The organism is Metabacillus lacus (genome assembly GCF_009674805.1).
GTDB classification, from domain to species: Bacteria; Bacillota; Bacilli; order Bacillales; family Bacillaceae; genus Metabacillus_C; species Metabacillus_C lacus.
In genome coordinates, this window is record NZ_WKKI01000043.1 from 16,367 (window position 1) to 28,601 (window position 12,235).

Below are 12,235 nucleotides of genomic sequence, written 5' to 3' on the forward strand. Positions count from 1 at the left end.
TAGCCCATGCCTTTGTATTGGGTGATAAAATAGGCATTCAGATAACTTATATACGTTTGAGCAGTTCAATATATTGATATATTGGGCTGCTTTTTTATGTTACAATGGATGATCTTCTGCATCTAACATATATAGAGAAGGGCATCTTCTGGAATAAAAAAGCCATTTCAGCAAGGATTGGCGGTATGTAAAGAGAAGGGGAGAGATACCTGGACTATCGCAATTCATAAATGGATTGTAATTTTCTTTTAACACAGTCACTTAAGCAGAATGAAAACGTTGACAAAAAAACGATCGAAGTATATTATTTAAATTATTAGTTTGTTTATTGAATAAACAAACTATATTGCTATTACCGTATAATGTTGTTTAAAGCAAAATGAAAGAATCTTTCATCTTAATTGTAAGCATTTACAAAGTTGTGTGCAGAGTGAATTTTGTAATGGCAGTAAGAGAGCAACAAGACTGTAGGCCAAAAAAAATACAAGAAGGTGATTCATCATTATGAGAGAAGCTCAAACAGTTGAGAAAGAGACTTCAACAGCGGCAGAATCTAGCGGCAGTGTAAAAGTAAGCGCTTTAGAAAAAGTTGGCTATGCATCAGGAGACTTGGCTTGTAACCTTATTTATGCCACTGTTTCTACTTATTTATTGTTCTTCTATACCGATGTTTTTGGAATTTCTGCTGCAGCAGCAGGGACAATGTTTTTGGTCGTCAGAATTTTTGATGCAATCAATGACCCTATGATTGGCAGTTTGGTAGACAGAACCAACACAAAGTATGGAAGATTTAGACCCTATTTGCTGTACAGTGCGGTTCCATTCGCCATCCTTGCAGTTCTTTGCTTCACAACTCCTGACTTTAATGACTGGGGAAAACTTGTTTATGCTTATATTACTTACACAGCTTTAACAGTTGTCTATACATTTATCAATGTGCCTTATGGCGCACTAACTTCAGCAATTACACGTGATAATGATGAAGTGGTCAAACTCACTTCCGTCCGGATGATATTCGCTAATATCGGCGGATTGATTGTCTCCTTCTCCGTTCCATTTTTATCTTCTTATATTGGAAATATCACGAACAATACTGCTCTTGGCTGGCAGATCACAATGGGGATACTGGGGGTATTTGGAACTCTATTAATTCTCTTTACTTTCAAGACAACAAAAGAACGTGTCCAAGTGGTTCAGACTGACTATAAAATTAAACCAACTGATATATTTGAACAGTTGAGAGTGAATCGTCCTCTAGTGGTTTTAAGTATCTTTTTCATCATCATTTTTGGCGTGAATTCTATCATTAACTCTGTTGGAATTTACTACGTTACGTACAACATGGACAGCCCTGAGCTTGTTAAATGGTACGGCTTAATTGGTACACTGCCTGCATTTGCGATTTTGCCGTTTATTCCGTGGCTGAACAAAAAGCTGGGGAAGAAGAAACTTCTTTACATTTCACTGGCAGTGACAATTGTTGGGTTGCTGGGAATTCTCCTCATACCTCCAACCATGATTGCAGCTATCCTGATTGCCCGTCTTGTAGCAGCAGCGGGAGCGCTGACAGCAGGTGGATTTATGTGGGCTCTTATTCCTGAAACCATTGAATATGGTGAGTTTAAAACAGGCAAAAGAATGGGTGGGCTTATTTATGCAATCGTCGGCTTTTTCTTCAAATTCGGTATGGCACTGGGAGGAATTATTCCTGGTTTAGTTCTTACTCAATTTGGCTATGTTGCAAATCAAGTACAAACTCAAACCTCGCTCACAGGTATTTTGATTACAACAACTGTTGTCCCTATTATATTGCTGATCCTGGCCATGATTGATATTAAATTTTATAACTTGGACGACGAAACCTATGACAAAGTTGTCAGAGAGCTTGAAAACCGCCAGAAGATTAACCGTCAATTGGAAAAAGGAGAAATCTATTAATTTTAATCCAATGAGCAAGAGCAGGCTGTCTGGTGAGTCAGCCTGTTTTTTTGCATTTATTTGGCCATGTACAGGACGAAACTCTTTAAATATTTAACATGTCTTTTTTGACGCGCCTGCCTTTAAATACTCTTTTCAATTTAAATCCTATTGGATAGGCATAAATCCTACTTGCCAAATTCCGTTTTCATTTTTTATCATACTAAAGCCCATCATAGCCTCAGGTGACTTACTATCATCCTTATAATATTTAATATAACCTTCAAAATCACTCGTTTGTATAAATTCTCCTTTTTCTATATTTTTGAATATTCTTTGTGTATTTTCAATATCGGAATCTGGAAGGTTTTCATTCTCTTCTTTCGTCCACAGTATGTGTTCCTGTCGATCTGTATACAAAGCATAAGTAACATCAAATCGTTGGTCTAAATTAGCTTGAACATAAAGTTTAGCTACACTTAAAGGATTCAGACCTTTTAAGTGTTGTTCATTTAGATTCTTCGAAAAACTTCTATAAGCTTTGATTTCTTCTTCTGTTAAGGTAAAGTCAAAGTCATCCACGTTTTTTTCATTTGATGAGTTTGAACTTCTGCTATCATGTAACGGAACTGATTTATTTCCATGATGTGAAAGTGAATCATTATTAATCATTCCACGGATTGCATCTTGAAGTGCATAGATGCTAAGAAATAGTAAAGCTGCTGTTAGAAGATTTGGGAGGAGATGTTTAAATTTACGACTCCTCCTGTTCTGAGATGCTTCCCTTAAAAGCTTCTTTTTAAGATCCTGTTTAAATTTTAAAGAAGTTAACCCTGGCCTATTCTTCAAAGGCTCTAAGAAATTGTCATCTACTCTCTTTTTCATGAAATCTCTCCGCTCCTTTTTCTGACATTTGCAGATGCTTTCTTAAAAGTTGGATTGCACGGTGATAATTCACTTTCACTTTTGATTCTTTCCAATTAAGAATTTCTGAAGTTTCTTTGATGGAGTATTCCTTTAAACCTCGTAGAATCACTACATTTCTATAGTCAGGCTTTAACAGTAATAGTGCCTTTTGTAATGCTTCCCAGTTTTGATGATGTTCTAATTCATGCTGGGGATTGCCATACTTGCTTTGCTCTTTATTAGTTAATGCACCAGGTAAAATAGAAATAAATTTCTTTTTTCGATAATGATCAATACTGGTGTGTTTGGCAATGGATAAAATCCAAGTTTTTATAGAAGATTTATGATTAAAATTATCCAGGTTTTTCAAGACTTTCACAAATGTATCATGAGTCAGGTCTTCAGCCTCTGTTTTGCTGTTAGTAAAAAATAATAAGTAATGATACACATCATCAAAATACCTTTCATATAAATCCTCTATATCCCCGTAATCCTCGCTCATAATCTCCCCCCTTTGTTTTTGATACAAATTAGTCGATTAAACATTTTAAAGGTTTCAATTTATTCAACAATAATATTTTAGTGGATCCTTTATTGAAGCAGAAGGTAAAGTAGTTTTTACAGGAAGAGTTGAAGAAGGGGAAATATATCATTTTCAGCTATGTAAATCGGGATGAAGAGAATGCAGGGAAGAAGGGTTTTAATACTGCAATAAAAAAGATGCCCCAAGACAGCTGCTTCAAGGCATCTTATATTTGCTATTATTATTGATGTATTTTCTGGAGGCAAAGACGGCGGTTACAGGGTTACCTATTCATTTTCTACCCATTCAGCTGACCATTTCTCAATATCTTCTATCACAGGCTTAAGCGCATGGCCTTTTTCAGTGAGGGAATAAAGAATGCGCACCGGGGTTTCCGGTATAACTTCCCGCTTGATGATTTGTTGTTTTTCCAGATCTTTCAACCGCTCAGACAAAACCCTGCCGCTGATTGAAATGGAATTTTCAATGGAACAGAAGCGATGCGGCCCTGACATAAGCTGATGGATAATCAGTACTGTCCAGCGCTGGCTTAGGATACTCATGGCTTTTTCAAACTTGGGACAAATTGAAGAATCCGTCATGTTTTATTTCACCCCTATAGGTCTATTATATAACAAATAACTAAAAATAAAATAAATACATACAGGAATTTATATACTTGACGTAATTAAGTATTGTATATAAATTTAGTTACATTAAGTAAGTGTTAAATAGGATTATTTAAGAAGAAAGGAGGAACGCAAGTGAGCTTTCATACAACTTCAACGATAAGACCAGCACTAGCAGTGTTAAGAGTTTTAGATCTCCAGGAATGTCTACGTTTTTACCAGGAGGTAATTGGGTTAAAGGTGCTCAGTGAAACAGAGGAGAGTGCAGAGCTGGGAGTGGAAAGCAATGAGCCGCTTTTGCGACTTGTACAGCTGCAGGGCGGGGAAGAACGCAAAGAAACTGCAGGGCTTTATCACGTGGCTTTCTTAGTGCCAAGCAGAGAAAATTTAGCCGATGTTTTCATGCATCTTTTAACAACGGGTTATCCACTTCAGGGTGCATCACATCATGAAGTAAGTGAAGCAGTGTATCTCTCGGATCCTGAAGGAAACGGGATAGAAATCTATGCAGATACACCTTCGGAAAACTGGGTGTGGAGAAACGGTCAGGTACAAATGACTACAAAAGCACTGAATGCAGAGAACCTGCTTAGCCAAAAAACAAAGTCTAAATGGGAGGGCCTTCCTTCAGGAACTGTGATAGGACACATTCATCTAAGCGTAAACAATTTGGAAAAAGCAGAAGCTTTTTATTCTGCCCTGGGATTTCAAACTGTAAGCCAATATGCCGATGCAGCGTTATTTCTTTCTCACGGAGGGTATCACCATCATATAGGGATAAATATCTGGAACAGCGAAGGAGCTTCCCCTGCCGGCAAAAAGTCATCAGGACTTGATTATCTAAGTATCTTCTATCCCTCAGAAAAAAATAGAAGAGAGGCAATATATGCTCTAGAAGAGCTTGGTATTGCTTTAGAAGAAAGAAAAGACGGCATATTTGCAAGTGACCACTCCGGCATCACTGTCCAACTAATCATAGAAGAAAAGGATGAGGAAAATGGGAATATTTGATAAAGTAACAGGGAAAGAAAATGAGACTATTAATTTAGAAAGCTTTCAGGCAGCAGTAGAGAATAGAAGATCAATCTACACACTGAGCAAAGAATCGACAGTGTCTGATACGCGCCTTAAAGATATTGTTGAACATGCAGTCAAACATACACCATCTTCATTTAACTCACAAAGCGCAAGGGTGCTTGTGGTAATTGGCGATCAGCATGACAAGCTGTGGGAGTTGACGAAAGAAACTCTGCGGAATATTGTGCCTGCAGAATCTTTTTCTGCCACTGAGGAAAAGATGGAAAGCTTTAAAAACTCTTATGGTACGGTGCTTTTCTTTGAAGATCAGGAAGTGGTAGAATCACTTCAAAAACAATTTGAGCTGTATAAAGACAACTTTCCCCTATGGTCACAGCAATCTAATGGGATGCTGCAATTTGTGATCTGGACTGCATTGGAAATTGAGGGCTTAGGTGCATCACTGCAGCATTACAATCCTTTAATTGATGAAGATGTGAGAGCGGAATGGAATTTGCCGGACAGCTGGAAACTTATCGCACAGATGCCATTTGGTAAACCGGCTGCACCTGCAGGAGACAAAGAATTTATGCCTCTTGATGAAAGAGTCATTTTTGCTGAATAACTGAAAAAAGCCTTGCTGCAAAAATTTGCAGCAAGGCTTTTTATATTTAGCATATTCTAAGGTTATTTAACTTTAAAGCTGCCCTTGTTCACGATGAAGGCGGCATAGTACTTTTGGTAAAGGAAGTAAAAAGGAAGCAGGAATCCAACAAATACAAGCATTGTCGGAACATTTTGAAGTGCTTCAAAGGATTCTTTAATCCAGATTGTCGCGCTAAAAAAAACCAGTGCTGAAATGACCATTGCAGGAAGAATTATATAAGTAAGTGCTGTTTCTTTAATTTTTGCTTCACAATAAGGACAGGCTAATTTGAAATGATTATCTTGTTTTGCAAAATCTTCAATTGTAATTTCCTCTTGGCAGTTCGGGCAAGGTGTGGAATTCTTCATATCAATTTCTCCTTCTCTCCTATAATCTTTCTTATTATAGTAGGGAGATAGTAGAATAGAAATGGGTAAACATACCTAAAAATTGTCCAAGCACCTTCTGTTATCTTTCATAAGATAATAGAGGGAGCACCTTCCCAAATTACATGAGGGGGGATATTCAACGATGTTTAGCTCATCATTTGCATGGATTGCTCTAATTGTGCTGGTCTTGTTTGTACTTGCTTATTTGCTTTTCTCATAAATGATATAGCAGGAATTCCTGACAGTTTTGAGGTTTCTCTGTGGAAGCAGAAGAAGTAATTGCAAAATAAAAGCAGCAGCCTGCCCATTTATGGGCAGGCTGCTGTTTAGGTCTAAGGCTGTTGAGGCTTCTCATCTCCAGAAGAGCGCTGAGGACTAATGTCCATGTTATGCTCTTTTTTCTTTTCCTGTTCTACAGAATCATTATTATTGCTGCGATTTTGGTTTTGTTCTTTATTTTCAGCCATTTTTTTCTCCTCCTTAAAGTATCTGGTCTTATATAAGTACCCGATTTACAGGGGGACAAACAAGTTGCTGTATACAGCTTTGTGACGGTAAAGCAAGTGCATCTGCATCAGTTGCAGATAAGGGTTTGAGAGAAAAAGAGAGTATGAGAAAGTAAAAAAGAGAATCAATTAATTGTTAACGCATACATAGGGTTTTTCGCTTTTTCAAAAATGTGGTATGATGCTCTCTGTTACTAACGGACCCGACTTCTTAGAGAGAGGAAGTCTTTTTAGCAAATAAATAATTGATGAGGTGAGAATTTTGAATAATATTCAAAAACTAAAAATGGAGTGGTTCGGAAATGTGCGCGGCGATATTCTATCGGGAATACTTGTCGCACTAGCATTAATTCCAGAAGCTATTGCTTTTTCTATTATTGCCGGAGTAGATCCTATGGTTGGATTGTATGCTTCATTTTGTATTGCTGTTGTAATTGCTTTTGTAGGCGGCCGCCCAGGAATGATTTCTGCCGCAACCGGAGCAATGGCTTTGCTGATGGTTACACTTGTAAAGGACCATGGCCTGCAGTACCTGTTTGCTGCTACCATACTAACCGGAATAATCCAAATTCTATTAGGTTATTTTAAAGTAGCAAGGTTTATGAAGTTTATCCCAAGATCCGTTATGATTGGGTTTGTTAATGCGCTGGCCATTCTGATCTTTATGGCCCAGGTACCATATTTTATCGGAGTTTCCAGCATAACATATGTGATGATCGGTGCAACACTTGCCATTATCTATATTTTACCGAGATTTACAAAAGCTGTACCTTCTCCTCTTGTAGCGATCGTTGCCATATCAGCTCTCGTGATATACGGCGGGATTGAGGTTCGGACAGTAGGGGATTTGGGCACTATTACACAAAGCCTGCCTGCTTTTTTTATTCCTGACGTGCCTCTTAACCTGGAAACACTCTCAATTATTTTTCCAATCGCACTTGCACTATCCATTGTTGGTTTACTAGAATCGCTTTTGACCGCTTCAATTGTAGATGATATGACTGATACAGAAAGTGATAAAAACAGAGAGAGCCGCGGACAAGGTATTGCGAACATTGTTGCAGGGTTTTTTGGCGGGATGGCAGGGTGTGCCATGATCGGCCAATCTGTTATTAATGTTAAATCAGGAGGTAGAGGGCGTTTATCTGCTCTGGTTGCTGGAAGTTTCCTCATGTTCCTGATTATTGTGCTGGGTGGCCTGGTTGTACAAATTCCAATGCCTGCCCTTGTAGCAGTTATGATTATGGTCTCCATCGGTACTTTTAACTGGTCATCACTGCTTTCTTTCAGAAGGGTTCCTGTGACAGATTCAATTGTGATGGTTGTTACGGTAGCTACTGTTGTTTACACCCATGATTTGTCCAAGGGCGTTTTTGCCGGTATTCTTCTCAGCGCTATTTTCTTTGTGGCCAAAATTTCAAAAGTTCAAGTAACAAGCAAGCTTAAGGGAAGCAGCCGTTCTTATACAGTAAAGGGACAAGTATTTTTTGCGTCTGTCACAGACCTTGTTGCAAGCTTTAACTTTAAAGAAAACGGCATCGAAGAAGTCATGATTGACTTCTCCGGAGCACAAATATGGGATGATTCAGGTGTGGGAGCCATTGATAAAATTGTGCTTAAATTCCGGGAAAGCAATATTGCTGTTCATATTACAGGGTTAAATGAGCCGAGCTCTGCCCTTGTAAAAAGAATAGCTGTTTATGATAAAACAGAAAATGTAAAGTTTCCCGGTCATTAAGAAAGGCTGAGAGCAATCATATAAAAGGACTCCGGCATGATGCCGGAGTCCTTTTTGCTTATCAGGAATTTGATGAGAGGGTCACTGAGACAATTTCCGGCTGATTAAAAATTCTCAACGGAATCACACTGTTTCCAAGACCTCTGTTGACAATCATAACAGTGTCTTTTACTTTGTGTCTGCCTGAAGTGTACTTCGGCAAGAAACCCTGATTGGGAGCGATCAGCCCTCCGACAAATGGAATTCTTACCTGACCTCCGTGTGCGTGGCCTGAAAAGACCAGATGAAAATCATATTGTGAATAAAGGGAAAGCATTTCCGGTCTGTGAGACAAAAGGATATGAAAATGTCCCTTTTCACTGCCATCTAAAGAAGAAAGGATATTTTCTTCTATTCTGCTTTGTTCCGCATAGCTTTCCTGTGACGAAGCAGGGTAAGCAGGGTCATCAATTCCTGTCAGCAAGATGCTGTCTTCCCCGCTTAAAATAGAAACAGTTGAGTTTCTTAGCACATGCACACCTGTTTCTTGCAATTTTTCCTCTAAGGTATCAAAATGACCAGACCACCATTCGTGGTTCCCTGTAACAAAATAAACCGGCGCAAGCTTCACCAATTCCTGCATTAATAACAGGCTGATGTCTTCATCATATCTATTGGCATCAACCAGATCACCTGTAAATACAATGATATCCGGGTTCAGCTTTTCTACCTTATCAACCAGCTGTCTTTGATTTTTACCAAAGGATTTGCTGTGTAAATCTGATAATTGTACGATCTTATAATTCTCAAAATCTGATGGGATTTTTTCAGAAGAAATGACCATTTCCGTTGTTACAATCCCGTTATTCTGAATATAAAAGAAGGTACCCAGCAAAAGAACGCCTGAGAAGACAATCAGCAATGATAATCTTATACGTTTCCTCATGATCTCACCTCTCTGCAATGCTGATTACTTCTTATTTTGATAAATTTTGGGATTAATAGCAATCACCTTTACTAAAACAGCTAAAGAAAAAGTCGATATTTGTTTCTCTATGAGGCTTGGAATCCTTCCTTCTAGTTGAACAGCCTTCACGGCACTCAACAAAAAAGGCAGCTTATTCGCTGCCTTTTTGGGGTTCCTGCATTTTTTGATCTTCATCATTCGACACTGCATCAAAGAGGGCATTTGAGACGGAATCAATGTTTTCCATTAAACCGCCATGCAATTGGCCGTCTTCACCCTTTTTGTTCTTTTTCTCGGGATCAGCGGGATTGAAAAATCTAACCATGATACACCTCCTGCTATGTAGGATATGCAACTTTTGTAAGGAATAATTTTGATTGATATAATCTCACAAAGGGTAAAGAAATGTACAAAAAGTGCAGGAGGTTTACTATGCTGAAAGATATCGATTTATCACAAAGAATAGTCCCTGATAAGAAATATAAGAAAGCAATGAAGAGGCTGCAAATCAAACTGCTTGGCATGCAGCGTGCACTGGTTGATCATAGTATCGGCTGTATTTTTGTATTTGAAGGCTGGGATGCTGCTGGAAAGGGCGGAGCGATTAAAAGGCTGACTGAAGGACTTGATCCCAGAGGCTATGAGGTTCACCCTGTTTCAGCTCCAACGGCTGAAGAAAAAGCCCGTCATTATTTGCAGCGTTTTATGGTGAACATGCCTAAGTATGGTGAAATCGGCATTTTTGACCGATCATGGTACGGCAGAGTGCTGGTTGAAAGAGTAGAGCAATTCGCGAAAGAAAAAGAGTGGGCAATGGCCTATGAGGAAATCAACCATTTTGAACAGTTATATAGTAGTCATTCTTTTATCATCATGAAATTCTGGCTTCACATTTCAAAGGAGGAGCAGCTGCGCAGATTTGAAAGCAGGCAAAACAACCCGTTAAAAAGCTGGAAAATTACAGATGAAGACTGGAGAAACAGAGAGAAATGGGACGACTATGAAAGAGCAGCAGATGATATGATCAGCAAAACAGATACATTAATGGCTCCGTGGCACGTAATTGAAGGGGAAGACAAAGATTTTGCCAGAATGAAGGTGCTGCAGCTTGTCGCAGATAGACTGGAAGAAGAATGCATCAAACGGGATATCCCGCTGAATCAATATTATAAAATAGACATGGATTAATATCATTGAAAAAGCTGCTTTCCGTGGTAAGAAAAAACGTTTGACCTTCGGAAAGCAGCCTGAATGATCGCTTTATATTCAATCAGTTTCGAGTGTTGCTGCATTATCCCCACTCATGATTACACTTCAGCAAGCTTGTTTTTAATTTCCTCCTGAAAGACATTTTTCACATGCTCCGTCAGCGTCAGATAAAGAAGCCCATTTCCTTCAAGCTTAGCAGAAAAGCCTAATGGAACAGTCAGTTTAATCAGCTGAGCATATAACTCTGCTTCAGTCAGTTTTCTGGCAAAGGCAGCTGTTGATAGATTTTTTATTAAAGCAAGCGCACCGGACACATGAGGGGTGGCCATAGAGGTCCCGCTAAGAGTGGCATATTTGCCGTTGAGGTATGTGGATGTAATTTTTTCTCCCGGTGCTACAAGGTCAATCTGATCATTGGAATTTGTGAAAGGTGAAGAGTTTCTGTCAAAATCGACTGCCCCTACACTAATGACTTCATTATAGCTTCCAGGATAGCCTCTTTCATCCGTGGAATCTTTTCCATCTCCTTCATTGCCTGCTGCACAAACAACAAGGATATTTTCTTTAATTGCCAGTTTAATGGCGTCATGCAATTCCTTTACATCATTTGGCCCTCCGAGTGACATCGAAATCAAATCTACTTTTTGTTGAATCGCATAATGTATTGCTTTAATAATCCAATCATATTGCCCTGAACCATTTTTTGAAAGAACCTTTAATATAAGGAGATTCGCCTGGGGAGCAACGCCAGTCACACCTGTTTCGTTTTCTATGGCTGCGATCGTACCTGAAACATGTGTACCATGGCCATTATAGTCCAGATATATATCTGGATTTCCTTTGTCGTCACTCGTGAAATTTCTGCCTCCAATGATTCTGTCTCTCAGATCAGGATGATTGATATCACACCCCGTATCAAGAACAGCAATGGTCACACCTTTTCCTTTCGTTTTATCCCAAATCTTTGGAGCCTGAATAATGTCGACTCCGCGCGGCACTTCATTCACTGTCTCTAAATGCTCAAGCACCTTGTAGGGAATTAAATGAACACAATTCTTCATCTGTCTTCCTCCTCCATTAAAGATCTTTAGCAGAGAACTCAGTTGTTGTCAGAATTTTACCATAATAAAGGATGTAAGAGAAGCGCCAGAAGACGGATTACTGCCTGTACTTGCATGAAATATAAAATGACAATATATGACTATGAAGATACTTTGGATTCCCTTTGATCCTGTATAAGGGTGATGAGGGACAGAACTGAGTAGAAAAACAAGCGAAAAGTCCTTCATCGGGGTCATGAAGGACAAAAGTGAGTGGGAAATCATCGGAAATGCCCTTCATAAGCGCGATGAAGGACAAAATAGAGTGGGATAGCGAGCGAAATGTCCTTCATAAGGTCGATGAAGGACAAAAGTGAGTGGAAAAGTAAGAGAAATGTCCTTCATCAGGGCGATGAAGGACAAAACTGAGTGAAATGACAAAGGAAATGTCCTTCATCAAGCCGATGAAGGACAAAACTAAGTGGAATAGCAAGAGAAATGTCCTTCATAAGGGCGATGAAGGACAAAAGTGAGTGGAATAGCAAGCGAAATGTCCTTCATAAGGGCGATGAAGGACAAAAGTGAATGGAAAAGCAACGGAAATGTCCTTCATAAGGGCGATGAAGGACAAAACTGCGTGGAAAAGTAAGCGAAATGTCCTTCATCAGGGCGATGAAGGACAAAACTGAGTGAAATGACAAAGGAAATGTCCTTCATCAAGCCGATGAAGGACAAAACTAAGTGGAATAGCAAGAGAAATGTCCTTCAT

Annotated in this window: 13 protein-coding genes; 5 read left to right on the forward strand and 8 right to left on the reverse strand. The window is 39.1% G+C overall.

Annotation, left to right across the window (positions count from 1 at the left end; translation table 11 throughout):
- Window positions 1-504: 504 nt before the first annotated feature.
- A complete protein-coding gene (locus tag GJU40_RS16590) occupies window positions 505-1,938 on the forward strand; it encodes a glycoside-pentoside-hexuronide (GPH):cation symporter (protein ID WP_154309190.1) in 1,434 nt (477 codons plus the stop codon).
- Between the two features lie 147 nt (window positions 1,939-2,085).
- Here GJU40_RS16590 and GJU40_RS20860 read toward each other — a convergent pair whose 3' ends face one another.
- The 3 genes from GJU40_RS20860 to GJU40_RS16605 form a co-directional block, all read right to left on the reverse strand.
- Window positions 2,086-2,802, reverse strand: coding sequence for a hypothetical protein (locus tag GJU40_RS20860; protein ID WP_212029877.1), 717 nt, complete (start codon window positions 2,800-2,802; stop codon window positions 2,086-2,088).
- A complete protein-coding gene (locus GJU40_RS16600) occupies window positions 2,783-3,325 on the reverse strand; it encodes an RNA polymerase sigma factor (RefSeq protein WP_154309191.1) in 543 nt (180 codons plus the stop codon). Before GJU40_RS16600 ends, GJU40_RS20860 begins: the two co-directional genes overlap by 20 nt.
- A gap of 308 nt (window positions 3,326-3,633) precedes the next feature.
- Window positions 3,634-3,948: a winged helix-turn-helix transcriptional regulator gene (locus GJU40_RS16605; protein WP_154309192.1), complete on the reverse strand. Its 315-nt coding sequence runs from the start codon at window positions 3,946-3,948 to the stop codon at window positions 3,634-3,636.
- Window positions 3,949-4,110: 162 nt separating this feature from the next.
- Here GJU40_RS16605 and GJU40_RS16610 point away from each other — a divergent pair, with 162 nt between their 5' ends.
- Both GJU40_RS16610 and GJU40_RS16615 read left to right on the forward strand, forming a co-directional pair.
- Entirely contained in the window at window positions 4,111-4,986 is an 876-nt protein-coding gene (locus GJU40_RS16610; RefSeq protein ID WP_154309193.1) for a VOC family protein, read from the forward strand.
- Window positions 4,973-5,617, forward strand: a complete 645-nt coding sequence (locus GJU40_RS16615; protein ID WP_154309194.1) for a nitroreductase family protein — start codon at window positions 4,973-4,975, stop codon at window positions 5,615-5,617. Before GJU40_RS16610 ends, GJU40_RS16615 begins: the two co-directional genes overlap by 14 nt.
- A gap of 62 nt (window positions 5,618-5,679) precedes the next feature.
- Here the strand turns inward: GJU40_RS16615 and GJU40_RS16620 are convergent, their stop codons facing one another.
- Both GJU40_RS16620 and GJU40_RS16625 read right to left on the reverse strand, forming a co-directional pair.
- Window positions 5,680-6,006, reverse strand: a complete 327-nt coding sequence (locus GJU40_RS16620) for a hypothetical protein (RefSeq protein ID WP_154309195.1) — start codon at window positions 6,004-6,006, stop codon at window positions 5,680-5,682.
- A gap of 353 nt (window positions 6,007-6,359) precedes the next feature.
- The gene (locus GJU40_RS16625; RefSeq protein WP_154309196.1) at window positions 6,360-6,494 is read right to left on the reverse strand and encodes a 3-methyladenine DNA glycosylase; all 135 of its coding nucleotides are present in this window, start codon (window positions 6,492-6,494) and stop codon (window positions 6,360-6,362) included.
- Window positions 6,495-6,819: 325 nt separating this feature from the next.
- Between GJU40_RS16625 and GJU40_RS16630 the strand changes: the two genes are divergently transcribed.
- Window positions 6,820-8,271 (forward strand): SulP family inorganic anion transporter, encoded by a 1,452-nt coding sequence (locus tag GJU40_RS16630; RefSeq protein ID WP_154309201.1) that lies wholly within the window; start codon window positions 6,820-6,822, stop codon window positions 8,269-8,271.
- A 61-nt stretch (window positions 8,272-8,332) separates the two neighbouring features.
- On the opposite strand, the gene GJU40_RS16635 is transcribed toward GJU40_RS16630, so the two are convergent.
- Both GJU40_RS16635 and GJU40_RS16640 read right to left on the reverse strand, forming a co-directional pair.
- The gene (locus GJU40_RS16635) at window positions 8,333-9,196 is read right to left on the reverse strand and encodes a metallophosphoesterase (RefSeq protein WP_154309197.1); all 864 of its coding nucleotides are present in this window, start codon (window positions 9,194-9,196) and stop codon (window positions 8,333-8,335) included.
- Between the two features lie 172 nt (window positions 9,197-9,368).
- A complete protein-coding gene (locus GJU40_RS16640) occupies window positions 9,369-9,542 on the reverse strand; it encodes a hypothetical protein (protein ID WP_154309198.1) in 174 nt (57 codons plus the stop codon).
- Window positions 9,543-9,649: 107 nt separating this feature from the next.
- Between GJU40_RS16640 and GJU40_RS16645 the strand changes: the two genes are divergently transcribed.
- Window positions 9,650-10,405 carry a polyphosphate kinase 2 family protein gene (locus GJU40_RS16645; protein WP_154309199.1) on the forward strand — a complete coding sequence of 252 codons (756 nt, stop codon included), beginning with the start codon at window positions 9,650-9,652 and terminating at the stop codon, window positions 10,403-10,405.
- A gap of 119 nt (window positions 10,406-10,524) precedes the next feature.
- Here GJU40_RS16645 and GJU40_RS16650 read toward each other — a convergent pair whose 3' ends face one another.
- On the reverse strand, window positions 10,525-11,487 hold the full coding sequence (locus tag GJU40_RS16650) for a S8 family peptidase (RefSeq protein ID WP_154309200.1): 963 nt from the start codon (window positions 11,485-11,487) through the stop codon (window positions 10,525-10,527).
- Between the last annotated feature and the right edge of the window lie 748 nt (window positions 11,488-12,235).

Excerpts from the sequence above, each read along its gene's own strand:
- GJU40_RS16590 (WP_154309190.1), top strand. The coding sequence starts at position 505 with ATGAGAGAAGCTCAAACAGTTGAGAAAGAGACTTCAACAGCGGCAGAA.
- GJU40_RS16630 (WP_154309201.1), top strand. The coding sequence starts at position 6,820 with ATGGAGTGGTTCGGAAATGTGCGCGGCGATATTCTATCGGGAATACTT.
- GJU40_RS16625 (WP_154309196.1), bottom strand. The coding sequence starts at position 6,494 with ATGGCTGAAAATAAAGAACAAAACCAAAATCGCAGCAATAATAATGAT.
- GJU40_RS16600 (WP_154309191.1), bottom strand. The coding sequence starts at position 3,325 with ATGAGCGAGGATTACGGGGATATAGAGGATTTATATGAAAGGTATTTT.
- GJU40_RS16620 (WP_154309195.1), bottom strand. The coding sequence starts at position 6,006 with ATGAAGAATTCCACACCTTGCCCGAACTGCCAAGAGGAAATTACAATT.
- GJU40_RS20860 (WP_212029877.1), bottom strand. The coding sequence starts at position 2,802 with ATGAAAAAGAGAGTAGATGACAATTTCTTAGAGCCTTTGAAGAATAGG.
- GJU40_RS16635 (WP_154309197.1), bottom strand. The coding sequence starts at position 9,196 with ATGAGGAAACGTATAAGATTATCATTGCTGATTGTCTTCTCAGGCGTT.
- GJU40_RS16615 (WP_154309194.1), top strand. The coding sequence starts at position 4,973 with ATGGGAATATTTGATAAAGTAACAGGGAAAGAAAATGAGACTATTAAT.
- GJU40_RS16645 (WP_154309199.1), top strand. The coding sequence starts at position 9,650 with ATGCTGAAAGATATCGATTTATCACAAAGAATAGTCCCTGATAAGAAA.
- GJU40_RS16605 (WP_154309192.1), bottom strand. The coding sequence starts at position 3,948 with ATGACGGATTCTTCAATTTGTCCCAAGTTTGAAAAAGCCATGAGTATC.
- GJU40_RS16650 (WP_154309200.1), bottom strand. The coding sequence starts at position 11,487 with ATGAAGAATTGTGTTCATTTAATTCCCTACAAGGTGCTTGAGCATTTA.
- GJU40_RS16640 (WP_154309198.1), bottom strand. The coding sequence starts at position 9,542 with ATGGTTAGATTTTTCAATCCCGCTGATCCCGAGAAAAAGAACAAAAAG.